Below are 26,485 nucleotides of genomic sequence, written 5' to 3' on the forward strand. Positions count from 1 at the left end.
AGCCGGGAGTCAAGACCCTTCGAATGTACCAGCGACCGGCGGGGCTCCGGCCGAGCCGGGTGGGCTGGCTGCCTGTTCCTTGTCCGGGATGCGCAGGCGCAGCAGGGCGCGGACAAACCCGTGATCGGAGCGTGTGCGGTCGCGGCCTTCATGCAGGTGGTCGTTGAAATAGTCCACCCGGCGCACATCGCCAATGGAATGCTTGCTGCCCGGGTCAAACTCCTCGCTCACCAGAATCTGGTCGAGCACGGCAGGTGCGCCCTGGTGGATGTGCGAATAGGCGACATCCTTCTTGAGGGCCGCATCACCAAGCAGATCGTAGGCATTGAACAGGGCGCGGTCGCGTGCTCCCCGGTCATAGGCGACCTCGGATGTGGCCGCAATCAGCTGCGTGGTGACGCTGTCGGGCGTGTCATTGAAGTCGCCCATCACCACCAGGGGCATGCGCGTATGGCGCAGCAGATCGATCACGAGGCAGCGCAGGGCCAGGGCTTCCACCCCGCGCATGATGAGCGAGCGTAGCGAGGCGAGTGCCGCAATCTTGGGGTTGTCGCGGTCTTCGAGCGGATTGCCTGCTTCGTCCTGCAGGAATTTGGGGCGCTTGGATTTGAGGTGGCATGTGAGCACCGACACCACCTGGCCGTGCTTCATCTGCAAGGTGGCCACCAGCGGCGGGCGCTCGAATTTGTCGTGCATGCCCAGACCCGGAATCGGCTGGCCAAGGCCTGCCGGGAAATCTGGAAAGGAGCGGCAGGCCAGCACCTTGAGCCTCGTGGCAATGCCCACGCGGGGTGTACCGCTGGCGCCAGGCTGTCCATCGGTGTTCTCTGCGCCCGGCACGCTCACAAAGGGGTAATGCAGGCCACTGATCTTGAGGGCCTCCTGCAGCGCGGCGGCATCCCAGACCTCCTGCACGGCCAGGATGTCGGCGTTGAGCGTCTGGAAGCGATTGCCCAGCCACTGCACCTTGCGTTCGTACTGGTTGCGCGTGTAGGCGTCCTGGTTGGGGTAGAACATGCGCTCGGCAAGCGCCAGATTCAGGGTGTTGCAGGTCGCAACCGTGAGGGTGTCAAGAGGTACAGGTGAAACAAAGGGCCGCATGGAAATCTCTTTCTGATGCGGCCCTACCGTAGCGGAATCTGGTGACTAGATCAACGAAAAGAAGATTTGTTCACCATGCAAATGCTTATCTTGAAAACGAATGGTTACGATTTCCTCGCCCACCATTGCCGCCATTGCGATTGCCGCCGCCAAAGCCGCCACGACGGCCGCGTTCGGCCATGCTGTCTACGCTGGTGCGCATGGGGTCGGGTTGCGCAGCGCCGCTGCGGCGGTGATCGCGGCCATCCACGGTGCCACCAAACTGGGTACCCAGATGGGCATCGGCGCGGGGCTGGCGCTCATCCTGGCGTGGAGCGCGCGGGCCGCTGTGGCGCGGATTGGCACCCTGTGGGTGGCGCGGCTGTGCACCTTGGCCACCTGGCCGACGTGCCTCTCCGGAGCCGCGCGGGCCCTGGCGGTTGGCATCACGGCGTGGAGGGCGCTGGTCGCGGCGAGGCTGCTCTGCGCCTGCGGGCTCGAATTCGCCGTTGGCTTCTGCGCGAGGGGCCGCACCGCGCTTGGCGTTGCGTTGGCCGCCATTGGCATTGCCTGCGGTGCCCGTGCCGCGGGTCGACTTGGTCGTGCGGATGCGCTCCATCATTTCCTGGCGCGCAGCCTTGGCAGCCGCTTGCATCACATCACGGCTTGGTGGCTTGCCGGCACCGCCCCAGATGGTTTGCCGGCCCATGGCGATGGGTTCGGCCTTTTCGCCTTCTTCAGGGCCAAAGCCGTCGATCACCTGCACCGGGATTTCCTGCTTGGTGAAGCGCTCGATGTCCATCATGAAGCCTTCTTCATCCATGCACACCAGGCTCACGGCATTGCCTTCGCGACCGGCGCGGCCCGTGCGGCCGATGCGGTGCACGTAGTCTTCCGAGACATTGGGGATCTCGTAGTTCACCACGTTGGGCAGCTCGTCGATGTCGATGCCGCGTGCTGCAATGTCAGTCGCGACCAGGGCGCGCAGATCACCCGTCTTGAAGCCTTCGAGGGCCTGGGTGCGTGCGCTTTGGCTCTTGTTGCCGTGCAGGGCCATGGCAGAGACGCCATTCTTGGTCAGAAAATCAGCCACATTGTTGGCGCCAAACTTGGTGCGCGTGAACACCAGCACCTGGCTCCAGTTGTTTTCCTGGATGATGTGCAGCAGCACCTGCTTTTTCTTGCCGCGGCCCACAGGGTGGATCACCTGCTTGATGCGCTGCACCGTGGTGTTGCGCGGGGTGACCTGGATGGACTGCGGGTTCTTCAGCAGGCCATTGGCCAGTTCGCGGATCTCGTCGCTGAAGGTGGCGGAGAACAGCAGGCTCTGCTTGTCCTTGGGCACCAGGGCCAGCACCTTCTTCACATCGTGGATGAAGCCCATGTCCAGCATGCGGTCGGCTTCGTCCAGCACCAGGATTTCCACGGTGGACAGGTCCAGAAAGCCTTGCTGCTGCAGATCCAGCAGACGGCCAGGCGTGGCCACCAGTACGTCGATACCTTTTTTGATGCGGTCGATCTGTGGCTTCATGCCAACGCCGCCAAAGATGACGGTGGATTGGATGTCCAGATGCGTTGCATAGTGGCGCACGTTCTCTTCCACCTGGGCTGCCAGCTCGCGGGTGGGCGCCAGGATCAGCGCGCGGATGGCCTTGCCGCCCCATTTGTTGCGGCTACCTTCGGATTGGGTGAGGCGGTGCAGCAAGGGCAGCGTGAACGCTGCGGTCTTGCCGGTGCCGGTCTGTGCACCGGCCAACAGGTCTCCACCTTGGAGCACCACGGGAATGGCCTGGGCCTGGATGGGGGTAGGGGCGTCATAGCCCTGCTCGCGCACAGCCTGCACAATGGCTGGTGCCAGATTCAGTTCTTCAAATGTCATTGGATCAGATGCGTCCAACCTGGACGCTGGGTATCAGCCTTGTCTCAGCAATTTCTTGGAGTTATTGCCGCCAGTCAAAGGCAGATGGGTTCAAAGAGTGGAGCCTGGAACTGATGTCCGTCGTCCCCAGCATTAGCGCTGAAGTCCTAGGCAACTGGAGCCTTTGACTGGGGGTATTGTCGCATGCACCGATAATCCTGGGGTGGCCGCGACCAAAAATCGCATATTTTTTTACTGATTTACCAAAACAACACATGGCTCAATACGTTTTTTCGATGAACAACGTCACCAAGACGGTTCCTCCGAAGCGACAGATTCTGAAGGGCATTTCGCTCAGCTTCTTCCCCGGTGCCAAGATCGGCGTGCTGGGCCTGAACGGCTCTGGCAAATCGTCGCTGCTCAAGATCATGGCGGGCGTGGACAAGGAGTTCGAAGGAGAGGCCATTCCCATGCAGGGCCTGTCCATCGGCTACCTGCCGCAGGAGCCACAGCTCAACCCCGAGCACACCGTGCGCCAGGCCGTGGAAGAAGCCATGGCCGAGGTGAACAACGCCAAGGCGCGCCTGGAAGAGGTGTATGCCGCCTATGCCGAAGAAGACGCCGATTTTGATGCGCTGGCTGCGGAGCAAGGCCAGCTCGAAGCCATCATTGCAGCTGCTGGCACTGATTCGGAACACCAGCTCGAAATCGCAGCGGATGCGCTGCGCCTGCCGCCATGGGATGCCATCGTTGGCAAGCTCTCCGGTGGTGAAAAGCGCCGCGTCGCGCTGTGCAAGCTGCTGTTGTCCAAACCCGACATGCTGCTGCTCGACGAACCCACCAACCACTTGGATGCGGAATCCGTCGACTGGCTGGAGCAGTTCCTGCACCGCTTCAGCGGCACCGTCGTGGCCATTACCCACGACCGCTACTTCCTCGACAACGCCGCCGAGTGGATTCTGGAACTGGATCGGGGCCACGGCATTCCCTACAAGGGCAATTATTCCGATTGGCTCTTGCAGAAGGGCAACCGTCTGGAGCAGGAACAGAAGGGCGAGGAAGCCCGTGCCAAGGCGCTGAAGAAAGAGCTGGAATGGGTGCGCCAGAACGCCAAGGGGCGCCAGGCCAAGTCCAAGGCCCGTATTGCCCGCTTCGAAGAGCTGAGCGACTACGAATACCAGCAGCGCAACGAGACGCAGGAAATCTTCATTCCTGTGGCCGAGCGCCTGGGCAGCCGCGTGATCGAGTTCAAGAACGTCTCCAAGGCCTTTGGCGACCGTCTGCTGATCGACAACCTGAGCATGAACATTCCCGCTGGTGCCATCGTCGGCATCATCGGCCCCAATGGTGCGGGCAAGTCGACCCTGTTCAAGCTGATTGCAGGCAAGGAGCAGCCCGATTCCGGTGAAGTCGACATCGGCCAGACCGTGAAGATGGCCTATGTGGAACAGAGCCGCGATGCCCTCTCCGATGAAAAGACGGTGTGGGAAGACATCTCCGGCGGCCTCGATATCATCAATGTGGGCAAGTTCCAGATGGCTTCGCGCGCCTATGCCGGGCGTTTCAACTTCAATGGTCAGGACCAGCAGAAAAAGGTCGGCAACCTCTCCGGCGGGGAACGAGGCCGCCTGCACCTGGCAAAGACCTTGATCCAGGGGGGCAACGTGCTGCTGCTGGACGAGCCGTCCAATGACCTGGACGTGGAAACCCTGCGTGCGCTGGAAGACGCTTTGCTGGAATATGCAGGTACTGTGTTGGTGATTTCCCACGACCGTTGGTTCCTTGATCGCATCGCTACCCATATCCTTGCTGCAGAAGGGGATAGCCAATGGGTATTTTTTGATGGAAACTATCAAGAATACGAAATTGATAAGAAGAAGCGGTTGGGTGAAGAAGGGGCGGCGCCAAAGCGTATGCGCTACAAAGCCCTGAAGTAAAGCCAACCACCGCCCGCCGCTTCGCGCAAGTGCCGGGCGTTTTACTTTGGGGGAGTGATTACCGTGGAACAGCGCGCAGCATCCGTATTCGATACCTGCCTGGAGCAGGCTTTGCAGGAGGCAGAGCCCTTGATGAAGGCCATGGGCAATGCCGCCCTGGCCTCTTTGCGGGCCAAGTTGTTGGATTCAGCCAACAGTCATCAGGAACCGGTTCTGCAAGATGCCATGGAGCAGCTCAAGCGCCGCCGAGACACCTTGCCGGTAGGTTACGCCAGGCGGCTGCGCGAGCTGGCCTTTCTGATTGCACAGGGAAAAACGGCCGATTACCACCAGTTGATGGGGGGGGACGGCATGGCCTTTGCTGGTGTGCTGGAGTCGGAGATGCTGCGGGCCCAGATCGAGTGGGGCCGTGCCCAGATCAGCCTGCTGCAGCAGACCGAGGAAAGCAGGACTGCACTGGAGCGTGTGTACCAGCCGCTGCGCAAGATCACCCGCTACTGGCGCAATGGCAATCCGCTGCACCACACGGTGTACCTGGACAGCCTGCAGGCGAGCCTGCAGGACCAGGGCATCTCCATCGAAGTGACTTCGCTCTTCCTCGCCGACATGGTGGGCGTGATGGCCGATCACCTGCAGATCAGCTACCGGCGCATCATGACTTTGGCGATGAACAGCTATGCCGAGCTGCTCTCCAAGGCCGAAGCAAAGCGCCAGGCGGATAAAGCCAATACCAAGGCGTTTGCGCGCAAATTGAAAAAGCTGTTCGCGATACCGGAGCATTGCCCGGTGGGCGCCGTGCGTGCCTACAAGCGGCTGATCCCCGTGCTGGAGCGCCTGTCGGAGCACGATGCCGGCTTCTGGACGGATGCAGCGCACCCGGCGCGCCTGCTGGTGCAGGCCATCGTGGACAAGGCCACCACATTGAAAGAGGGCGGCAGCACCGTGTCTTACCCGCAGTTTCCGGGCGTGGTCTTGGAGACGGTCGAGACCTTGTCGGCGCTCAAGCTGCCAGCCAGCGCGGATTTTGCGCAGGCGCTGGTGCGGTTGAATGCTGCCGCACCCGTGGCACCCCGCAAGACGCCTGTCAGCATCAGGGCTGGCCTTGTCGGCGAGCCCAGCAGCATGCCCATGGAAAGCCAATGGGATGCCTCCGAGCTGATCAGCATCCATCCCGAATCCGAACTGGCGGCATCGGATGGCGTCGGCCTGGAATCTGCACTCGCACCGCTGGCAGAGCCATCAGCACGCGCCACGCCTGCAGGCAGTGCGCAACCGGCGCACGCAGGCAGCCTTGACGCCATGGAGCAGGACGTCATGGCCATGGTGGCTGTGCATGTGCGCAGCATTGACGTTGATCCGGCGGTACTGGCGGTGCTCACCAATGCCTGGCCCCGGGTGCTGTACCAGACAGCACAACGCGCGGGCATGGATTCGTCGAGCTTCCGCGCCTACCGCCAGGTGGTGCCCGAGGTGCTGGCATTGGCTGATGCCCACGCCGGAGCCGGGGTACGCATCGAAACGGACATGCTGATCCCGTCCTTGCTGACCCGTCTGAAATCGGGGCTGACCGGCATTGGCTGGATGCCGGAGCGGATTGCACCTGTACTGACTGCGGTGGCCCATATGGCACCCAGTGCCATTGTGGAGTTGCAGGTCGTGCAGGAGGATGAGGTGGCCGAGGTAGCAGAGGTGGTCAGCGGCTCACCGCAGGCACCCGCTGCCGTGGCGCAGGCACCCGCTGCCGCGCCTGTTTCGGTGGCGCAAGCAGCTCCGGCGGCCCCAGCCGCTTCGGGTGCAGCAGGCCTGCACATATGTGGTCGCAAGGTGCAAAAAGGGGTGCGCCTGGAGTTCCTCAGCCGTGGTGAATGGGTTGCCAAGGAGCTGAGCTGGTCCAACCCGCAGGCGACGATGTTCCTGTTCACGGCCAGCAATGGCGCCAACCAGTCCATTACCCGGCGCATGCTTGAAAAGCTTGAGCAGGAGCGAGCCGTTCGCGCCACCTGATCCGGCTCCTTCACACTGAGGCTGGAACCGCCTTGCGCCGCAGCGCCGGTGCGTCGTTACGCCGGGGCGGCATGCAGGCGTGGGGCAAGGCCTTTGACAACCGGGTTCGCGACCGGTGACTGCTCGCCTGCCCATCCATGCATGCATGGCTGCACGCCAAGGCCCCGGTTCCGCTGGATGGCCCATGGCACAATGGCGGCCATTGGTGGTTTCCGGGCAATTACGACCGGCGCCACCTGCCGTCATGTGCGGCTGCGGGCAACGATCCTGCCGCTGTGCATGCAGCGCCACACCCGGTGAGCCTCTGCAAAAATCCCTGCCGTGGTCTGAGCGTGGTCTCGGGCGACCCGCTGCATTGTCTTTTCGTCGATAACGATGGTTATTGGCTTCAAAAGACGCTTTGCGGCGAGTCCCGATCCACGTTCAGCCCATCTGGCGAGGGTTCTGCAGGGGATCCCTGGCAAACAAACCGGTCTGCCGTGCTCAGCGGCAGGCTCTCAAGGGGACAAACATGAGCCATATTTCTCGCCGCGCCCAGGGCCTGGGCAATGCCGCATCGCGCCGTACCGTTCTGGCCGCTGCACTGCTGGGTGCCAGCGCCCTGGTGCCTTTGGCCGCGCAGGCAGCCGACGTCAAAAAATACCCGGAGCGCCCCGTGCGCGTGGTGGTCGGCTTTTCTGCCGGCGGCACCACCGATGTGGTGGCCCGCATCATGGCCAAGGAACTGACGGCCGAGCTCGGCCAGTCGTTCGTGATCGACAACAAGCCCGGTGCGGGCAGCAACATCGCCACCGAACAGGTGGCGCGCGCTGAGCCCGATGGCTACACCTTGCTGTTTGTCGCGGTGACCAGCGCCATCAACCAGACGCTGTACCCCAAGGTGCGTTTTGACCTCGTCAAGGACTTTGCGCCGGTCGCCCTGGGCGCCAAGGTGCCCAATGTGCTGGTGGTCAACCCCAGCGTGCCCGTCAAGAACGTGCAGGAGCTGATCGCCTACGCCAAGGCCAACCCGGACAAGGTGTCCTACGCTTCTTCCGGCAGCGGCACCTCCATCCACATGGCGGGTGAACTGTTCAAGCTGCGCACCGGCCTCAAGACCCAGCACATTCCCTACAAGGGCAGCGCCCCCGCGCTCACCGACCTGATGGCTGGCCAGGTGCAATTCATGTTCGACAACATGCCCTCGTCGTGGCCGCATGTGATGAACGGCAAACTCAAGGCGTTGGCGGTTACCACCAGCAAGCGCTCGCCCACGGCGCCTGACCTGCCCACCATGGAAGAAAGCGGTATCAAACCGTTTGATGTATCTTCGTGGTTCGGCCTGATCGCCCCTGCAGGTACGCCGCCCGAGGTGGTCAACAAGCTCAATGCCGCCATGAACAAGGCCTTTGACAAGCCCGAGGTAAAGGAAGCCTATGCCAAGCTGGGCGCCGTGTCGGAAAAGAACACCCCCGAGCAGTTCGGCGTTTTCATCAAATCGGAAGTGGCCAGCTGGGCGCCTGTGGTCAAATCCTCGGGTGCCACGGTGGATTGATGGGGCATGCCGCGCGTAGCGGCCACCGCAATCTATCAAAACGAGAGCTGTCAGCGCTTGTTGGTGTTGGATTTCATGGTGTTTAAATTCTGAAATCAAGCAATGACACGCGCGGACAGCTATTATTTTTTTATAGCCAACCCCTGGGTGGTGTGGCGTGCCATGTTTTCCGCCCTGCAGGACTGATCCGCCATCGATGAACGCCCCCGTATCGCCAGCCATCACCCCCGGTCTGATGGTGATCCACAGCAACCACCCCGAAGCCCTGCGCGATCTGGTGGTGGCCTGGATGCGGCGCTACCCGCTCGCGCCGCTGGAGAGCGAAACCATTCTGGTGCAGAGCAATGGCATCGCGCAGTGGCTCAAGCTGTCGCTGGCGCAGCCCGTGGCGCAAGGCGGCTGTGGGGTGACGGCTGCCGTCGATGTGCAGCTGCCCGCGCAGTTTCTGTGGCGCGCCTACCGCACCGTGCTGGGCAAGCACCAGGTGCCCGAGATTTCGCCGCTCGACAAGCAACCGCTGACCTGGCGGCTGATGCACCTGCTGCCTCAGTTGCTGCAGCAGGACACCTTTGCCGCGCTGCGCCGCTTTCTGCAGGATGATGGCGACCAGCGCAAGCGCTACCAGCTGGCCGAGCGCATTGCCGATTTGTTCGACCAGTACCAGGTCTACCGTGCAGACTGGCTCGAAGACTGGGCGCAGGGCCGCGATGTGCTGCGCACGGCCAGAGGCGGCGAGGCACCACTCGCGGCAGACCAGCGCTGGCAGGCCGCGCTGTGGCGCAGCCTGCTGGGCGACGTAGGCACTGCAGGCATGCAGACCAGCCGCGCTGCCGTGCACCAGCAGTTTCTGGGCTTCTGGCAGGCACCGCACACCACACCCCTGGGGTTGCCGCGCCGCATTGTGGTGTTCGGTATCTCGTCCATGCCTGCCCAGACCTTGCAGGCACTGGCTGCCATTTCTTCTACCTGCCAGGTGCTGCTGTGCGTGCACAACCCGTGCCGCCACCATTGGTCGGACATCGTGGCCGACAAGGACCTGCTGCGCCACCAGTACCGCCGCCAGGCCCGCAAGCGCAGCATGGCCCATGTGCTGAGCGATGACGAACTGCACCAGCATGCCCACCCCCTGTTGGCAGCCTGGGGCAAGCAGGGGCGCGATTACATCCATCTGATCGACGAGTTTGATGACTCGCGCCAATGCGCAGCGCAACTGGCACCCATCAACGGTGGCCGCATCGACCTGTTCAGCGACGATGAACCTCGCCACATGCTGGCCCAGTTGCAGGACGACATTCTGGACCTGCGACCGCTCGCAGAAAGCCGCGCGCGCTGGCCGGTGTTCTCGCCTGTGCAGGACGGCACCATCCGCTTTGCGACGGCTTTCAGCCCGCAGCGCGAGGTGGAAGCCCTGCACGACCAGCTGCTGGCGCGCATGGATGCCGACCCCGCGCTTGCGCCGCGCGACATCATCGTGATGGTGCCGGACATCAACGACTACGCGCCGCATATCGAGGCCGTGTTTGGCCGCATCGGCCGCGACGACCCGCGCTACATCCCCTACACCGTGGCAGACCAGGGCCAGCGCGGCCGCGCGCCGCTGCTGGTGGCGCTGGAGCATGTGCTGGCCATGCCGGAGAGCCGCTTTGCCGTCAGCGAAATTCTGGATCTGCTGGCGGTGGACGCCGTGCGCCAGCGCTTTGGCATTGGTGAAAGCGATGTGCCGCTGCTGCACCGCTGGATCGAAGGCGCGGGCGTGCGCTGGGGGCTGGATGGCGCGCAGCGCGCGCGCATCGGCCTTGCACAGGCCGGAGAAACCAACAGCTGGCGCTTTGGCCTGCGCCGCATGCTGCTGGGTTTTGCCGTGGGGCAGGGCGAGGCGCTGGCAGACATCGAGCCGTACGACGAAATTGGCGGCCTCGATGCCGTGGCGCTGGGCGGGCTGGCCGCGCTGCTGCGCGCGCTGGAGCAATCCTGCACCCTGCTGGCCGAGCCGGTGTCGCCTGAGGAATGGGTGGAGCGCGCCCGCACCGTGCTGGAGCTGCTGCTGGCACCCCGCCAGGAGCGCGAAAGCCTGCTGCGCGATCAGCTGCTGCAGGGGCTGGACAAATGGCTCACCCAGTGCAAGGTCGCGGAGTTTGCAGACGCGGTGCCGCTGTCGGTGCTGCGCGAGGTGTGGCTGGCGGGCATGGATGCTGGCAGCCTCAACCAGCGCTTCATGGCGGGCTCGGTGAGCTTCTGCTCGCTGATGCCGATGCGGGCGATCCCGTTCAAGCTCGTGTGCCTGCTGGGCATGAACGACGGCGCCTACCCGCGCCCCGTCTCCGTACTCGATTTTGACCTGATGCGCCAGGAATACCGGCCGGGCGACCGCTCGCGCCGCGACGACGACCGCTACCTGCTGCTGGAAGCCGTGCTCTCGGCGCGCGAGCAGCTCTACATCAGCTGGGTGGGGCGCAGCATCCGCGACAGCACCGTGCGGCCTGCCTCGGTGCTGGTTGGCCAGTTGCGCGACCATCTTTCACAAGGCTGGCGACTGGCGGGGGGTGGCGAGGCGCCGGACGGCAGCCAGCCGCCCACCGACGCGGAGCGCGCACGCATGCTTGCCGCCATCACGCTGGAACACCCGCTGCAGGCCTTCAGCCCGCGTTACTTCGCGCAGCCTATGGCAGGCGGCAACCCCACGGGCAGCCTGTTCACCTATGCGCAGGAATGGCACGGCGTGCATGCGCCTGCAATTCTTGATGAATATCAAGAGGCAGGCGCAGGTCTGCTGCCGATGGAGGAGCGCGATACCGCAGTGGGATTGCGCATGCTGCAGGACTTTGCCCTGCAACCCGTGCAGGCCTTCTTCCGCCAGCGCCTGCGCGTCTACTTTGCCGAGGAAGACCTGACCAGCCAGGACGACGAAATGTTCACCCCCGATGGCCTGCAGGCCTGGCAGTTGCAGGCCCGCCTGCTGGCGGATGTGCAGCCCTGGCTGGAGTCGCAGGACGCCCAGGCCCTGCAGGGCCAGAGTCTGCCGGGCGATCTGGCAGCGCAGCTGGCACTGTCAGCAGCCCGCCTGCAGCGCGAAGGCATGCTGCCGCTGCAAGGTTTTGCCGAATGTGCGGTGCAGCCTGCCACCCAGGCGGCCCAGCGCGGCCTGCTGCATTACGCCCAGGCACTGCGCATCTGGCCGCAGCGAATGGGCGAAGCCTGGGAGCTGCGCAGCAGCGATGCCGATGCCGGTATCGACGTGGCAGACTGGCTGCGCGGCCTGCGCGCGGCAGCGGGCGTGGCCGAGGCCGACCTGCCCCGGCCAGACCTCACACGCCCCGAGCAATGCGCGCGCATCACGCTCTCCGCCGGGCGGCTGCATTCAGGCAAGGAAGTGCGGCATGACCGCCTGCTACGCCACTGGGTGGAGCACCTGGCCTGGCACGTAGCCGGGCGGCCGCTGGTGAGCGTGGTGTGCAGCGAATCGGGCATTGCCGTATTGCCGCCGCTGCCCGGCGCGCAGGCCCGGATGCACTGGCACGCCCTGCTGGCGCTGTGGGCTGAAGGCATGCGCGAGCCGCTGCCGCTGGCCGCACGCACCGGCATTGCCGCTGCGCAGGGCATGCAGGCGCAGCAGGTTGCCAGCGTATATGACGACGCCTACCGTGGCACCGGAGAGGTGCAGCGCCTGCCCGAGCTGGCGCGCAGCTACCCCGATTTTGACCACCTGCAGGCCGATGGCCGATTTGCGCAACTGGCGGCGCAGCTGTATGGCCCGATGCTGGAATGCGTGCGCCTCATCAGCAGCCACGACCCCGCAGCGCTGGGTCGCATCGCCCGTGGCGAGGCAGATACGGGAGGCGCGCCATGAGCGGGCAGGGCAGCGTGCCGCAAGGCCTGGCAGACGCGGTGCAGGCGCTGCACCCCCTGCAGTTTCCGCTGTGGGGCAGCCGCCTGATCGAGGCGAGCGCGGGCACGGGCAAAACCTACACCATTGCGGCCCTCTACCTGCGGCTGGTGCTGCAGCATGGCGCAGGCAATGCCTATGGCCGCCCGCTGGTGCCGCCAGAAATCCTGGTGGTCACCTTCACCGACGCTGCGACCCAGGAGCTGCGCGACCGCATTCGCCAGCGCCTGGCCGAGGCAGCTGAGTTGTTTGGCCGCAACCCGGCAGACACCATCGGGCTGGATGCGGTCGATCCCTTGCTGCTGGCGCTGCGTGCAGACTACCCCGACGCCCAATGGCCCGGCTGCGCCCGCCGCTTGCGTGAAGCCGCCAACTGGATGGACGAGGCCGCCGTCTCCACCATCCACAGCTGGTGCTACCGCATGCTGCGCGAACATGCCTTTGACAGCGGCAGCCTGTTCCAGCAGCAACTGGTGACCGACCAGACCGAGCTGCTCACCCAGGTCGTGCAGGATTACTGGCGCACCCAGTTCTACGGCCTGCCTGCCAGCGCGTTGCGCAGCCTGCAGACCGTGGTGGCTTCCCCCGCGGCGCTGCAAGATGCGCTGCAAGGCATGCTGGCGCGGCAGGAGGCCGAGTGGCAGTTCGAGGGCCAGGCGCTGCCAGCATCTGCGGAGGTGGATGTTGCGGCGCTCCTGAACCAGGCTGCCGAGCAGACCGAGCGCTGCGAGCAGCTGCAGGCAGTCGCTCGTGATGCCTGGCGTGCCCACCGCGCCGATCTGGAGCAACTCTTTGCCACGCTGCTGCCGCACTTCAATGGCACCACCTACCCCAAGAAAGACGAAGAGGGCGTGTTCGACGGCTGGATGGCCGGCATGGCCGCATGGAGCGAAGGGGCCGATGCACCCGCAAAGATCCGCGCCTTCAGCCAGTCGGGCATTCGCCTGAAAAAGGGCGCCAATGTACCCACGCACACCGCGCTGGCAGCGCTGGACGACTGGCTGGCTGCCGACGGCGAAGCCTTGCCAGCCGCAGCGCAGATCAAGCCGCTTTTGCTGCGCCATGCGCTGGGCCACGTCAGGCGTGCGCTGAACGCCGAAAAGCAGCGCCGAGCCGAGCTGGGTTTTGACGACCTGCTGCAACGCCTGGACGCCGCCTTGCAGGCCGAAGGAGGCGAGGCGCTGGCAGCACGCATCCGCGCGCAGTTTCCGGTGGCGATGATCGATGAGTTTCAGGACACCGACCCGCTGCAGTACCGCATCTTCGAGCGGGTGTATGCCATCGACGCCAACGACGCCGCTCTGGGTTTTTTCATGATTGGCGACCCCAAGCAGGCGATCTATGCGTTTCGTGGTGCAGATATCTACACCTACCTGCGCGCCCGTGCGGCAACGGCCGGGCGCCACTATTCGCTGGGCACCAACTACCGCTCCACCACGGCGGTGGTCGACGCCGTCAACCACTGCTTTGCCCATGCCGAGGGGCATGACAGCGGTGCATTCCGCTTTCGCCAGGGCGCAGCCAACCCGGTACCGTTTGTACCCGTGGGCGCCAATGGCCGCAGGGATGGCTTGTTTCTGGAAGGAGCCACCCAGCCCGCCATGACGCTGTGGACCGTGCTGGCACCGGAGCGGGAAGCGGATGGCGAAGGCGCGGAGGGGGCAGGCGGTGCAGAGGATGCCGCCGCCAGTGCCGCATCCTCACGCACCGGCGTGCCCGAAGGCCAGTACCGCCGCCGCATGGCAGCGTCTGCGGCTGCGCAGATCACCGAATGGCTCAATGCCGCGCAACGCGGACAGGCCGGGTTTGGCACCGGCCCCGATGCCCTGCAGCGGGCGCTGCGCCCGGCCGATATCGCCGTGCTGGTGCGCGGCCGTGCCGAGGCTGAGCTGGTGCGCGATCAGCTCGCGCTGCGCGGCTTGGCCAGCGTCTACCTGTCCGACCGCGATTCGGTCTTCCAGACTGCAGAAGCCGCCGACATGCTGCGCTGGCTGCGCGCGGTGCATGCGCCGTCTGATGACGGCCTGCTGCGCGCGGCCCTCGCCACCGCCGCCATGGGCTGGTCGTGGCAGGCGCTGGACCGGCTCAACCACGACGAACAACACTGGGAGCAACTGGCCCTGCGCATGCGCGCGCTGCAGCAGCTGTGGCAGAAAAAGGGCGTGCTGCCCATGCTGCGCCAGTGGCTGCTCGATTTTGACCTGCCCGCGCGCTGGCTGTCGCAGGCCGGAGGCGAGCGCCGCCTCACCAATGTGCTGCACCTGGCCGAATGGCTGCAGCGCACCTCGGCCGCCGTCGATGGCGAGCAGGCGCTGATGCGCGCCCTGGCCGAGCAGATGGCGCGGCCCGAGGGCGACGAGGAAATCCTGCACCTGGAAAGCGATGCCGATCTGATCAAGATCGTCACTATCCACAAATCCAAAGGCCTGGAGTACCCGCTGGTGCTGCTGCCATTCATCAGCAGCTGGCGCGATTTCGATGGCAAGAGCCGGGGCTATGCCCAGTTTCACGACGCGGCCACGGGCGCCCTGGTGGTGGAGCTGAGCAACAGGCACGCGCCCGCCGTGGCGGGCCACAACGACGAACGCCTCAGCGAAGACATGCGCCTGCTGTACGTGGCGCTCACGCGCGCGCAGTACGCGCTGTGGCTGGGCATTGCGCCCATCGCCAAGGGCAGCAGCAAGGCCGGTACGCTGGAGAAAAGCGCCGTCGGCTACCTGCTGGCGGGCGGCAACAAGCTGCCGGATGCGACGCTGGGTGCCACCTTGCAGGCGTTTGCCCAAGGCTGCACAGGCATGGCCGTGCAGCCGCTGCCACCAGCAACCAGCCCGGACGCTGTGCGCTACACACCGCCGCCGGCCCCCGCACTGCATGCGCCGCGCCAACCGCAGCGTCGCTACGACGAACACTGGTGGATCGCCAGTTTCTCGGCGCTGACCGACAAGCTCGGCCCTGTTGGAGCGGTTGGCCCTGTTGGCGACGTGGCAGGCCTGGCCCCGCAGCCAGTGGATGCTATTGATTTTGATGCCTTGGCGCAGGATGGACGGGTGCCAGAGCCCGAAACGGCCCAGGAAGACCAGTACCTGGAGCTGCAGGACGTGGCCCCCGATACGCCAGGCGCTACGCTGCCCGTGCGTCCAGCCGCTGCCGAGCCCGGCAGCCTGCACGCCTTCCCCAAGGGGCCGGATGCCGGTAATTTTCTGCACGGCATGCTGGAATGGTGCGCGCAGGAAGGCTTTGGCACCGTACTGGCGCAGCCTGCGCAACTCGACAGCCTCATTGCCCACCGCTGCAAGGTGCGTGGCTGGGCCGACTGGGCCGAGCCGCTGCAGGGCATCGTGCGCCAATGGTTGCAGGCGCCGCTGGTGCTGCAGGGTGAAGCCGGGCCTTCGCTGGCCCAACTGGCGCAGTGGCAGGTCGAGATGGAATTCTGGCTGCCCGTGGTGGGCCAGGCATCGTCTGCCCAGCTCGATGCGCTGGTGCAGCAGCACATTGCGCCCGGCCAGCCCCGGCCTGCGCTCGCTTACAACCGGCTCCATGGCATGCTCAAGGGCTACATGGACCTGGTGCTGGAGCACGGCGGTCGCTACTACGTGCTCGACTACAAATCGAACTGGCTGGGCACGGACAGCACGGCCTATACACCTGCTGCCATGCAGGCTGCAGTGCTCCAGCACCGTTACGATGTGCAGTATGTGATCTACACCTATGCGCTGCACCGCCTGTTGCAGCTGCGCCTGCCTGGTTACGATTACGAGCGCGATGTGGGTGGCGTGGTGTACTGGTTTCTGCGGGGCGTGGATGCTGCGGGCGCCGGCATGTATGCCGACAAGCCGCCGCGCGCGCTGATGGATGCGCTCGATGCCCTGTGGGCGGCGCCGTGATGAAGAATGCAATGACACGAGAAGAACAAGATCTGACTGTGAACACCCCTGGCCAGGAGCACCGCCAGGAGGCGCAGGCGCGGCCTGCTGCGAAGGTGGCCGCCGACAGCGCCACGGCCACCCTGCTGCACACGGTGCAGCGCTGGACGGCGCACGGCTGGCTGCGCAGCCTGGATGAGGCGCTGGTGCTCTTTCTGCACGAGCTGGACCCTTCTGCATCGCCGCTGGTGCTGCTGGCCGCCGCGCTGGCCAGCCACCAGCTGGGGCGTGGCCACGTCTGCCTGGACTTGCGCGCCACCCTGGCCGGCAGCCGTTTTGTCCTGTCGCTGCCGCCCGATGCGGCTGACCAGGGCAGCGGCGCGGTGGAGGCTACGCCCCTGCCATTGCCCAGCGAACTGCTGGCGAACGTGAGCCTGCCCCAATGGCAGGGCGCGCTGTTGGCCAGCGCACTGGTGGCGGGCGAAGGCAAGGCCACGCAGGGCGGCACGCCGCTGGTGCTGCAGGGCGACCGCCTGTACCTTCGCCGCTACTGGCAGCACGAGCAGGACGTGGCGCGCGCCGTCGGCCAGCGCATCGATGCCAGCGGCATCCTGCGCGCTGCGCGCACGCCCGCGCAGGATGCCGCGCTGCGCGAGGCGCTCGATGTGCTGTTTGCCCCGCAGAGCGCAGATGCCGAGGGCCCTGACTGGCAGAAAATGGCCTGCGCGCTGGCCGCCACCAGCGCCTTTGCCATCATCACCGGCGGCCCGGGCACCGGCAAGACGACCACCGTCGTCAAGCTGCTGGCGCTGCTGCAGCACATGGCCTTGCAGCCCGATGCGGCCAGCGGCAAGCCTGCGCGTCCGTTGCGCATCTGCCTCGCCGCGCCCACGGGCAAAGCCGCCGCGCGGCTGACTGAATCCATCGTGCAGGCGCTGGGCCGCATTTCTGACGCTGAAATGCCCGAGACGCCGCCGGTGGTGATGAACGGCGAGTCGCGCAGCCTGAAGCAGCTCATTCCCGCCGAAGCGCAGACCCTGCACCGCCTGCTGGGCAGCCGGCCCGAGAGCCGCCACTTTCGCCACAATGCGCAGAACCCGCTGGCGCTCGATGTGCTGGTGATCGACGAGGCGTCGATGGTCGATCTGGAAATGATGGCCGCCGTGCTGACCGCGCTGCCGCGCGATGCGCGCCTGGTGCTGCTGGGCGACAAAGACCAGCTCGCATCGGTGGAGGCGGGAGCCGTGCTGGGCGAGCTGTGTGCGCAATCGGAGCGCGGCCTGTACTGGCACGAGACTGCGCACTGGCTGCAGCAGGTGACTGGTCAGCAAGTGCCCGCGCAACTGCAGGACATTGCGGGCAAACCGCTCGACCAGGAGGTGGTGATGCTGCGCGTAAGCCACCGCTTTCATGCCCAAAGCGGCATTGGTAGGCTGGCGCGCGAAGTCAACGCAGGCAACGGCAAGGCCATCAAGGGCCTGCTCAAGGAGCAGTACCCCGATGTGGCCGCCTACCCGGTGCCGGACATCACCCACTCATCGCTGGCGCAGCTGGTGATTGATGGCGGCGGCAAGCGCTTTCCTGAAAGCGTGCAAAAGCAGCAGGGCGGCCCGGTAGGCTATGGCCATTACCTGCAACTGCTGCGCGCCATGCCCCAAGAAGGAGGCCAGGCCGCGCTGGATGAGTGGGCCCACGCCCTGTTGGCCGCGCACAGCCGCTTTCAGGTGCTGTGCGCGCTGCGCAGTGGGCCCTGGGGAGTGGAGGGCATGAACGAGCGCATTGCCCAGCTGCTGGCCCATCGCGACCTGATTGCGCACAGCAGCGGCTGGTATGCCGGCCGGCCGGTACTGGTCACGCGCAACGACTACAGCCTGAAGCTGATGAATGGCGACATCGGCATCACGGTCGAAGTTCCGCTACACAATCAGGAGCTGATGGCGCATGCTGGTCGGGCGCAAGAGGCCCATACGTCTGCAAACCCGGCGCGCGGCCTGCGCGTGGTATTTGCCACCGGTGAAGGCCTGCGCTGGGTGCTGCCCAGCCGCCTGCAGGCGGTGGAGACGGTGTACGCAATGACCATCCACAAATCGCAGGGCTCGGAGTTCGACCACGCCGCCGTGGTGTTGCCGCCGCAGCTCTCGCCCATCATGACGCGCGAACTCGTCTACACCGGCATCACCCGCGCCAAGAACTGGCTGACGGTGGTGGCAGGCGGCACCAGCAGCTTTGCGGTGCTGGAGCAGGCGAGCCACCTGCAGGTCAAACGCGCCAGCGGTCTGCGGCAGGGCGAGCTGTGATGTGATGCACAAAGGCTGGCAGGTGGCGCGGGCAGAGCCCCGTGCGCCTTGCGCAGCGACTGAAAAAGCAAAAAGCGCCGACAGTGCAGACTGCGGCGCAATGGAAAGCGGAAGCCAGCCCATGCCGGATGGGCAGGGTGCGACAGGCTGAGCGACAAGGCACTCAGGGGCGAAATCGTTTCATCGAAAAAAATGCGTGGCTACCCGACAAGTCGTTGGCTGGCTAAAACGACCCCGAAGCTGAACAGGCCCCGAGTGTCGCCCCACGATGAAACAATCACTGTTGCGTTGGCACAAGCGCTTTTTGAGGGAGCGTTTGCGCCGTCTGCAGCGGCGATGGGTGAACTATAACACTGAATGAGAATAATTATCAATAAGAATGTGGATGAATTCTTTGCCAGACCCCAGTTTTGTGTAAGTGTTTGTTTTTGTGTTGGTTTCTGCCGCAAATTGCGCATAGGCAGAGGTGCGCGCGCTGCGAAATTTTGGTAACTTCTAGCTATCAATACAACAAAATTGCGGAGGATTGCAATGATGAACAACAGCGAGAGTTTTCGATCGAGTGTGGTGGCGCTTTTGGCGCTGACGGCTTCTGCATGGTCGCACGCAGCGTGCTACACCGTCTACAACGCCAAGAGTGAAGTGGTGTACCGCAGCGTAGAGCCGCCGGTGGACATGTCCAAGCAACTGCACCAGACGCAAAGCCAGCTGCCTGCCGGCAGCCAGGTGGTGTTTTCGCCCAACAACAGCATTTGCGTGACCGAGGTGAACGAGCTGCAAAAGGGCAAGGGGTTCAAGTCCACCAACGCCAATATGGTCACCGATCAGTTGAATCTGGGCAGCATGATCACCGCCCAGTGATCCGGGTCGTAGAGTCATAGGCAGCTTGCCTGCCTGCAAAGCCAGCTTCGTGCTGGCTTTTGTTTTTTGGGGAGTAGCGCCGGGCCCGCCTTTTGCGCGCTGCGCCTGCCCATTCCGGCTGAAATTGCCAGAGGTTTGCTTTGGGCCATTGCCCGGCCTGCGAAAATAGCGGGATGAGTGAAGCGCAGACCCCACCAACACATCCCACCCCACCCCCGACAGCCGCCGAAATGGCAGCCGGCATTGCCGCCAGCGAAGCTGCGCAATTTCCTGCAGATGCCCTGTGCATCACCTCCATGGACATGGACGCCCAAGGCGTGGCGCGCCGCGCCGACGGCAAGGTCGTGTTTGTCGACGGTGCCTTGCCTACCGAATGGGTCAGTGCCAAGACCCGCCGCAAGAAAAACAACTGGGAGCAGGCCGATCTGCTGCAGATCCACCGTGAATCCTCGCAGCGCGTGCGCCCCGGCTGCCCCCACTTTGGCCTGCATGCCGGCGCCTGCGGCGGCTGCAAGATGCAGCACATGCACGTAAGCGGGCAGATCGCCATCAAGCAGCGGGTGCTGGAGGACAACCTCTGGCACCTGGGCAAGGTGGTGCCCGAGACCGTGATGCGCCCCATCGAAGGCCCGAGCTGGGGCTACCGCTTCCGGGCGCGCCTGTCGGTGCGCTATGTGGCCAAGAAGGGCAAGGTGCTGGTGGGCTTTCATGAGCGCAAGAGCCGCTACATCGCCGACATGGAAACCTGCAAGGTGCTGCCGCCCCATGTCGATGCTCTGCTGATGCCCATGCGCGAGCTGATCGCCAGCATGGATGCGCGCGAGACCTGCCCGCAGATTGAGGTGGCCTGCGGCGATGAGGTGACCGCGCTGGTGCTGCGCCACCTGGAGCCGCTGTCCGATGCCGACCAGCAGCGCCTGCGCGATTTTGCCGCTGCCCACAACGTGCAATGGTGGTTGCAGCCCAAGGGGCCGGACACCGTGCGCCTGATGGACGAGGGCGGCACGCAGCTGTCGTACGGTCTGCCCGATTTCGGCATCACCATGCCTTTCAAGCCGACCGACTTCACCCAGGTCAACCCGCACATCAACCGCGTGCTGGTCACCCGCGCGCTGCGCCTCTTGGATGCGAAGAAGACCGAGCGTGTGATCGACTGGTTCTGCGGCCTGGGCAACTTCACGCTGCCGATTGCCACCATGGCGCGCGAAGTGCTCGGTATCGAGGGATCGGACACGCTGGTACAGCGCTCGCATGAGAACTACGCGGCCAACAATGCTGCAAGGCCAGCTGGTCAGGCGCTTGCTGCTACTAGCTTTGTAGCGCGCAACCTGTTCGAGATGACGCCCGAGATGCTGGTGGCCGATGGCCAGGCTGACAAATGGCTGGTTGATCCGCCACGCGAAGGCGCGTTTGCTCTCTCCAAGGCACTGGCGGACATCCACAAGGCGCGTCACCAGGTGCCCGATGCGCCTGTGCTGCCCACATCTGCCAAGGAATGGACGCCGCCCCGCCGCATTGTCTATGTCAGCTGCAACCCGGCCACGCTCGCGCGTGATGCGGGGCTGCTGGTGCACCAGGGCGGTTACCGTTGCGTGGCAGCGGGCGTGGTCAACATGTTCCCGCATACGGCCCACGTCGAGAGCATGGCCGTCTTCGAATGGGACGGCCACCCGCCCTCCGTCAAGACAGACGCAGAGGCAGACCTGGCCGCGCTGGCTGCAGAGAGCGAAAACAACCTCATGGATGCCTGACAAGGTGGATTACCACCTTTTCAGGCACAAATGATGTGATGACGGCGACGGATTCCATCTGTTCATAGCCGGTTATGCTTGTGGAACGAGGAATGTGCGCAAAGTCCCCTCCTGCCCGGGAAAGTGGCTTTGGACACATCCTTTCCATCTGAACTGAGTTGAACCGATTCGATTGAGGAGAGACACCATGAAAACCAAACCCGTGCTGGAACTGGCCGACGTCAAGGCCATCCTGAACGCTGCCGAGGCCGAAGCGGCCAAGAACAACTGGGTTGTCAGCATTGCCGTGGTGGACGATGGCGGCAACCTGCTGGGCATGATCCGCCGCGACGGCGCAGCCCCCGTGTCTGCCCACATCTGCCAGGCCAAGGCGCGCACCGCTGCGCTGGGCCGCCGCGACACCAAGGGCTACGAAGACATGATCAACGGTGGCCGTACCGCATTCCTGAGCGCTCCCGTGATCGACGGCATGCTCGAAGGCGGCCTGCCGGTCATGAAGGATGGCGAATGCCTGGGTGCTGTGGGCGTGAGCGGCGTCAAGTCCAACGAAGACGCGCAGATCGCCAAGGCCGGTATTGCTGGCATCGGCCTGTAATCACCAGCTTCACTGGCAGGAGAGCAATCTCTATGCGCAAGGCGGCCGCGAGGCCGCTTTTTTCATGCAGGAGCGCTACGGCAAACTGCCCGGACTGCTTCCTGATACATGGCGGCTTGCAACCACCGCCTCCGGCGGGTCAGCTGCAGGTATAGCTCGATGCCTGGTTCACATCGCCCGAGCCGTTGTACCGAGGGTAGAGGGGATGCCGGCAGACCGGCTTGCTGCGGGTTGTTGTGCCGCTGGTGGCGGTATAGATAAGCTGCTGGGGCGCTGCACCTTTTTCTACCCAATCCATGATGGCGCTGGCCCAATCCACCTCCCACAGGCTCTGGCCCACTCCGTGGGTGGCGCCCGGCACAATGAAAAAACGTGTTGCCGTCCCCGGGTCAGCCAGGCCCTTGGACTGTGCAATGCCAGCCATGGCTGTCCAGTTGCGGTAGTGGTCGGCCGGCGAGAGCAGTCCATCGCTGCCGCCATGCCAGGAGATAAGCTTTCTGCCCGATGCCACAAAGCCGGCAATGGCCGCTTTGTCGTGGTCAGCGCCAATCTGTGACAGGCCGGTCTTCAAAATCGGGTAGTCCGTCTCCAGTTGGAAAGTCGATTGCCTGGCAGGCGTGAGCCAGACCGCATCGCCGCTGGCCAGCAGCGCAAAGCCGCCGCCGAGCAGCTCCCAGCCTTGGCCCAGTCCGCTGGACCACCAGTAACCCGAGAGCAGGCTGGTGCCGTTCTGCAGTTTCAGATCGGTAAAGTAGGACTTCATCGTTGCCACCTGCGGCGCGCTCAGGCAAATGGCCGGGTCGGGGCTCGCCCCTGCTGCGCCGCACTGAAGCGCTGCGGGGTCAAACCTGCAGGCCATGGGGTTGGCAATCACCTCGTCTGCCACACCATCCAGCCCATCGCAGGCAGCTACGGCGGCACCATGGGCCGCATTGATCTGCGCCGCACTCAGCGCGGCTGGCGTTCCCTTGGCAGCAGCTTCCTGCAACCACGCACTGGTCTGCCCGGCCATGTCCATGGTTTCGCAGCCGGACACGATGCCGTCAAACTCCTGGGGCCAGCGCTGTGCGGCGATATACGCATTGCGCCCGCCATTGGAGCAGCCATTGAAGTAACTGTGGCTTGGTGCCTTGCCGAAGAAGGCCTTCGTCACTGCCTTCCCGAAGTGGACCGTTGTACCCAATGCCGCGTATGCATAGTCGGTGGCCGATTGGCGGCCCTCCGGACTGGTACTCGCCCAGATGCCGGGCGCCGCCTGCGCAGCCACGTTTGCGCGGTTTCCGCCATTGGAGGCGGCGTACACCGCGCCCTTGTTCGCCACGATGGCACTGAGCGCCGTGATGGCGCCACCTGCGTCAGTCGTGACTGCGGAGGGGATCTGGCCATCGAAGCCGCCACCCCCTTGCTGCCAATAGCGCCCGGTCCAGTGATCCGGTACATCGATTTCGATGTCGAGATAGGGCGCACGCGTTCCCAATACCTGGCAGAAGCCGGGCGAGGAAACAGCCGCGTTCGCTTCATGGCGCGTGGTTTTGGTGATGGTCACCCCTTCAATGACCTGACCGGCAAGGCTCAGGCAGGTCGCCTTCAACTGCTCGGCAGTCGGCGGGGTGGGCGCCGGAGAACCGCTGCCCCCGCCACCACAGCCTTGCAGGACCAACCCCGCCGCAAGCAACAGTTCACTCAGGGGCAGGGCGCGGGGCAGGAGTTCTTCGCTCATGGTTGTCTCTCCGATCTGTGCGTAGCGTAACAGAGGCCGAAGGGGCAGATGCCGTTGGATGACCTGCATCAAGTGTCGCAAGCTCTACCGTGCGTGCCGTATGGCAGAAGAGGGATCACCAAAAGCACAACGGCCGCAATGGCGGCCGTTGTGAGTCTGTGACGGTGGGGAAAAAAAGTGCCTGGCTACGTGGCAAGCCTCTGGCTGGCAAATACGACCTTTGGAGGGTGTGTTGGCCTCCTAGAGTCGCCCCACGATGAAACCTATTTCGTCAGAATGAGCTTGCCCAGCTTGGTGGCCTGCAAGCGGTAGATGGCGCCATTGTGCAGAATGGAAACGGCTTTGGCGCCTTGCAGCAATTCGCTGCTCTCCAGGGTACCTGCAGGGCACACGGGCTGGGCCGTGCTGGCAGTGCTGAGCGGAGCAGTCGTTGGAAGGGCAAGAGGTGCGCTGGTTTGCATGGCAATCGCTTGTTGATTCAAAACTTGATCAAATGATAACGATTCTTATTTCCAAAGTCCAGGGGATCTTTCGAATAACCATACGGAACGTCAGAAAAAGCCGCCACAGCAATCCCTGGCTCACGGGCTGATCCAAAGCACATCAGGTCGTATGCATCAAGGGATAAACGGCCAGCCCCAGTAGCGCAGCGGCAAGTACAACGACAGGCTCAGGCAGCTTTTTAAATCGCAAGAGCAATACCGCAGTCCCTACAGCCAGACATGCGGTGACCCAGTCACCAATTGAGCGCTGCCCAATGACAATGACGGCCCCAATGATTGCTCCGATAGCTGCAGCGGTAACACCGTCCACAAATGCCACAAGAGCAGGCACTTTGCCGTATTTTTTGAAGTAGGGAGCTGGAATCACGGTAAGCAAGAAGCATGGCAGAAATGTGGCAATCGCTGCAACCACGGCGCCCCAAAAGCCGGACACTAGAAAGCCAATAAATCCTGTAGTGATGACAACCGGCCCTGGCGTAATCATTGCCACTGCGACAGCGTCCACGAACTGGTGGTCGGTCAACCATGCGTACTCTTTGACGACGCCCGAGTACAGGAACGGAACGATGGCTAAACCACTACCGAAAACGAATGTCCCGGCATAGGCAAAATAGCGCCCAATTTGAGCAATTTTTTCCAAGTCAACATTGCTCAATGCAAAGAACCCAATCACTGGTGCCGCCGATACATGCAGGGTGCGTTTGGAGATCCAGGCCGGAGGCGCACGCAGCAACCAAACGAGAACCCCGGAGCCGATGAAAAGCCACAGTTCCTCGGACTGGGTGACAAAGGTAACGCATGCACTTGTGGCACATATAAGCCATAGAAGCTTGTCTTTGCCGATGTTCTTGGTTGTGAGCTTGTACGCGCTGATGCTGATGATGCCTATCACGCATGCCCCAACGCCATAGAAAACGGCTTGCATCCATGTGAGACCTCCGTACGTTCTGTAGGTAACACCAAGCGCCACGACCATGACAAACGAAGGCAGCACAAAGGCAAGGCCGACGAGAGAAGCTCCAAGCAGGCGATATTGAACAAATCCAAGATAGATTGCCAACTGAGCAGCTAGTGGCCCAGGCATCAACTGTGCAAGTGCGAGTCCTTCTTTGTAATCGGACTCAGTGAACCATTGGCGTCGCTCTACCAGGTCGCGATACATGTAGCCCACAAGCGCGACTGGGCCACCGAAACCCCAGGTGCCAAGGCCCAGCATGTAGAGGGTGAGCTGCCACAACGTATAAGGTGTTGGGCTTGCGACCGTTTCAGGTGTGGATGGGGTGAGGGAGGGGGTGGGGGATGTCAAGATACGCTCCTACCCGGGCATATAGCCCGAAATTAGGAGCAGCACTTGGGACAGAGGCTGTCCTTGGTGGCGGGGAGACTGCTCAAATCCCCAACTGCGAAAATTCTACCTTTAAACAGTGGACTTTGCGAAGAGAATAATGCTCTCAGGCTCAACCGGTGATCCGGCACCGCTATACGAGCAAGTAATTGGCTGCGACATATGGTGACATCGTCCAAGTCCTGACCGAAAACCAACTGGAAGGAAGCCATGAATGCTCTGACAAATCGGGGTGTGCTCGCTGCACTGGGCGCCGCAGTTCTCTTCGGTGCGGGAACACCTGCCGTCAAGCTGCTGCTGGAACACGCCAGCCCATGGCTGCTGGCAGGCATCCTTTATTTGGGTTCAGGAATTGGCTTGCTGATTTACAGGCTGGTGACTCACGCTTGTCCTGTTGAGCTCAAGAGCAATGAGATCGGATGGCTGGGCGGGGCTGTCATCGCAGGTGGCATGGTGGGCCCACTTTTGCTAATGACCGGTCTTACTGGAATGGCTGCCTCCGACGCCTCGCTGTTATTGAATGCCGAAGGCGTACTGACAGCAGTCCTGGCCTGGTTCGTCTTCAAAGAAAACTTTGACCGCCGAATTGCCCTTGGAACGCTTGCCATTGTGGCTGGCGCTATTGTTCTCAGTTGGCCCAATCAAAAGAGCGCGGCAGCGCTCTGGCCATCGCTTTCTGTGATGGGTGCGTGCCTTTGCTGGGCGATTGATAACAATCTCACACGCAAGGTCTCTATTGCTGATGCGTCCTTCATTGCCATGGTCAAGGGCCTGGCTGCAGGGGCAACCAACCTGGTGCTTGCACTGGTAACAGGTGCTCACTTGCCATCATTCCCCATCATTGCCATAGGTGCCGTCATCGGTTTTCTCAGCTATGGCAGCAGCCTTGTACTCTTTGTCATTGCATTGCGCAATCTCGGCACAGCGCGGACTGGCGCCTATTTTTCCATTGCGCCGTTCTTTGGTGCAATTCTCGCTATCGTATTTCTGGGCGAGACTGCTTCACCTCAGCTTTTGATTGCAGGCGTTCTGATGGGGGTTGGCGTCTGGCTGCATTTGACTGAAACGCATGAGCATGAACACACGCATGAGCTGCTGGAGCACAGCCATGAGCACGAACATGATGAGCACCACCAGCATGCGCACGAGGACGGGTCAAATTTGACAGGAAAGCATGTTCATTGGCACCGTCACGAACCAATGACACACAGACATGCGCATTTCCCGGATGTACACCATCAACACCAGCATTGA

Annotated in this window: 15 protein-coding genes; 10 read left to right on the plus strand and 5 right to left on the minus strand. The window is 63.4% G+C overall.

The annotated features are described in order from the left end of the window. Positions 1–9 precede the first annotated feature (9 nt). Positions 10–1,101 (minus strand): endonuclease/exonuclease/phosphatase family protein, encoded by a 1,092-nt coding sequence (locus tag LAD35_RS07085; RefSeq protein WP_224151999.1) that lies wholly within the window; start codon positions 1,099–1,101, stop codon positions 10–12. 85 nt (positions 1,102–1,186) lie between these two features. Then, positions 1,187–2,959 (minus strand): DEAD/DEAH box helicase, encoded by a 1,773-nt coding sequence (locus LAD35_RS07090; protein ID WP_224152000.1) that lies wholly within the window; start codon positions 2,957–2,959, stop codon positions 1,187–1,189. Positions 2,960–3,213: 254 nt separating this feature from the next. Between LAD35_RS07090 and ettA the strand changes: the two genes are divergently transcribed. The 9 genes from ettA to LAD35_RS07135 all read left to right on the plus strand — a co-directional run bounded on the left by ettA (position 3,214) and on the right by LAD35_RS07135 (position 21,663). After that, a complete protein-coding gene (ettA, locus tag LAD35_RS07095) occupies positions 3,214–4,875 on the plus strand; it encodes an energy-dependent translational throttle protein EttA (protein WP_224152001.1) in 1,662 nt (553 codons plus the stop codon). Between the two features lie 63 nt (positions 4,876–4,938). Beyond that, positions 4,939–6,879 carry a DUF1631 family protein gene (locus LAD35_RS07100; RefSeq protein WP_224152002.1) on the plus strand — a complete coding sequence of 647 codons (1,941 nt, stop codon included), beginning with the start codon at positions 4,939–4,941 and terminating at the stop codon, positions 6,877–6,879. Between the two features lie 511 nt (positions 6,880–7,390). Then, on the plus strand, positions 7,391–8,413 hold the full coding sequence (locus LAD35_RS07105; RefSeq protein ID WP_224152003.1) for a Bug family tripartite tricarboxylate transporter substrate binding protein: 1,023 nt from the start codon (positions 7,391–7,393) through the stop codon (positions 8,411–8,413). 196 nt (positions 8,414–8,609) lie between these two features. After that, positions 8,610–12,260, plus strand: a complete 3,651-nt coding sequence (gene recC, locus LAD35_RS07110) for an exodeoxyribonuclease V subunit gamma (protein WP_224152004.1) — start codon at positions 8,610–8,612, stop codon at positions 12,258–12,260. Further along, positions 12,257–16,180: an exodeoxyribonuclease V subunit beta gene (gene recB / locus LAD35_RS07115; RefSeq protein WP_224152005.1), complete on the plus strand. Its 3,924-nt coding sequence runs from the start codon at positions 12,257–12,259 to the stop codon at positions 16,178–16,180. The genes recC and recB overlap by 4 nt, the downstream gene beginning before the upstream one ends. An 11-nt stretch (positions 16,181–16,191) precedes the next feature. Then, positions 16,192–18,456: an exodeoxyribonuclease V subunit alpha gene (recD, locus tag LAD35_RS07120; RefSeq protein WP_224152006.1), complete on the plus strand. Its 2,265-nt coding sequence runs from the start codon at positions 16,192–16,194 to the stop codon at positions 18,454–18,456. 531 nt (positions 18,457–18,987) lie between these two features. Then, positions 18,988–19,317, plus strand: coding sequence for a hypothetical protein (locus tag LAD35_RS07125; protein ID WP_224152007.1), 330 nt, complete (start codon positions 18,988–18,990; stop codon positions 19,315–19,317). Between the two features lie 230 nt (positions 19,318–19,547). Then, on the plus strand, positions 19,548–21,068 hold the full coding sequence (gene rlmD, locus LAD35_RS07130; protein ID WP_224152008.1) for a 23S rRNA (uracil(1939)-C(5))-methyltransferase RlmD: 1,521 nt from the start codon (positions 19,548–19,550) through the stop codon (positions 21,066–21,068). 187 nt (positions 21,069–21,255) lie between these two features. Next, positions 21,256–21,663: a heme-binding protein gene (locus LAD35_RS07135; protein WP_224152009.1), complete on the plus strand. Its 408-nt coding sequence runs from the start codon at positions 21,256–21,258 to the stop codon at positions 21,661–21,663. Positions 21,664–21,802: 139 nt separating this feature from the next. On the opposite strand, the gene LAD35_RS07140 is transcribed toward LAD35_RS07135, so the two are convergent. The 3 genes from LAD35_RS07140 to LAD35_RS07150 form a co-directional block, all read right to left on the minus strand. Next, positions 21,803–23,383: a tannase/feruloyl esterase family alpha/beta hydrolase gene (locus LAD35_RS07140; protein WP_224152010.1), complete on the minus strand. Its 1,581-nt coding sequence runs from the start codon at positions 23,381–23,383 to the stop codon at positions 21,803–21,805. Positions 23,384–23,646: 263 nt separating this feature from the next. Continuing rightward, on the minus strand, positions 23,647–23,844 hold the full coding sequence (gene hemP, locus LAD35_RS07145) for a hemin uptake protein HemP (RefSeq protein WP_224152011.1): 198 nt from the start codon (positions 23,842–23,844) through the stop codon (positions 23,647–23,649). A gap of 142 nt (positions 23,845–23,986) precedes the next feature. Then, entirely contained in the window at positions 23,987–25,102 is a 1,116-nt protein-coding gene (locus LAD35_RS07150) for a chromate transporter (protein ID WP_377780166.1), read from the minus strand. A gap of 339 nt (positions 25,103–25,441) precedes the next feature. On the opposite strand from LAD35_RS07150, the gene LAD35_RS07155 reads away from it, so the two are divergent. Next, entirely contained in the window at positions 25,442–26,485 is a 1,044-nt protein-coding gene (locus LAD35_RS07155; RefSeq protein WP_224152013.1) for a DMT family transporter, read from the plus strand.

Source organism: Comamonas odontotermitis (assembly GCF_020080045.1).
Lineage (GTDB): Bacteria > Pseudomonadota > Gammaproteobacteria > Burkholderiales > Burkholderiaceae_C > Comamonas > Comamonas odontotermitis.

Bases quoted from the DNA above. Each gene is read 5' to 3' on its own strand.
- LAD35_RS07085 (WP_224151999.1), bottom strand. From the start codon at position 1,101: ATGCGGCCCTTTGTTTCACCTGTACCTCTTGACACCCTCACGGTTGCG.
- LAD35_RS07090 (WP_224152000.1), bottom strand. From the start codon at position 2,959: ATGACATTTGAAGAACTGAATCTGGCACCAGCCATTGTGCAGGCTGTG.
- ettA (WP_224152001.1), top strand. From the start codon at position 3,214: ATGGCTCAATACGTTTTTTCGATGAACAACGTCACCAAGACGGTTCCT.
- LAD35_RS07105 (WP_224152003.1), top strand. From the start codon at position 7,391: ATGAGCCATATTTCTCGCCGCGCCCAGGGCCTGGGCAATGCCGCATCG.
- recC (WP_224152004.1), top strand. From the start codon at position 8,610: ATGAACGCCCCCGTATCGCCAGCCATCACCCCCGGTCTGATGGTGATC.
- recB (WP_224152005.1), top strand. From the start codon at position 12,257: ATGAGCGGGCAGGGCAGCGTGCCGCAAGGCCTGGCAGACGCGGTGCAG.
- recD (WP_224152006.1), top strand. From the start codon at position 16,192: ATGACACGAGAAGAACAAGATCTGACTGTGAACACCCCTGGCCAGGAG.
- LAD35_RS07125 (WP_224152007.1), top strand. From the start codon at position 18,988: ATGATGAACAACAGCGAGAGTTTTCGATCGAGTGTGGTGGCGCTTTTG.
- rlmD (WP_224152008.1), top strand. From the start codon at position 19,548: ATGGCAGCCGGCATTGCCGCCAGCGAAGCTGCGCAATTTCCTGCAGAT.
- LAD35_RS07135 (WP_224152009.1), top strand. From the start codon at position 21,256: ATGAAAACCAAACCCGTGCTGGAACTGGCCGACGTCAAGGCCATCCTG.
- LAD35_RS07140 (WP_224152010.1), bottom strand. From the start codon at position 23,383: ATGAGCGAAGAACTCCTGCCCCGCGCCCTGCCCCTGAGTGAACTGTTG.
- hemP (WP_224152011.1), bottom strand. From the start codon at position 23,844: ATGCAAACCAGCGCACCTCTTGCCCTTCCAACGACTGCTCCGCTCAGC.
- LAD35_RS07150 (WP_377780166.1), bottom strand. From the start codon at position 25,102: ATGCTGGGCCTTGGCACCTGGGGTTTCGGTGGCCCAGTCGCGCTTGTG.
- LAD35_RS07155 (WP_224152013.1), top strand. From the start codon at position 25,442: ATGAATGCTCTGACAAATCGGGGTGTGCTCGCTGCACTGGGCGCCGCA.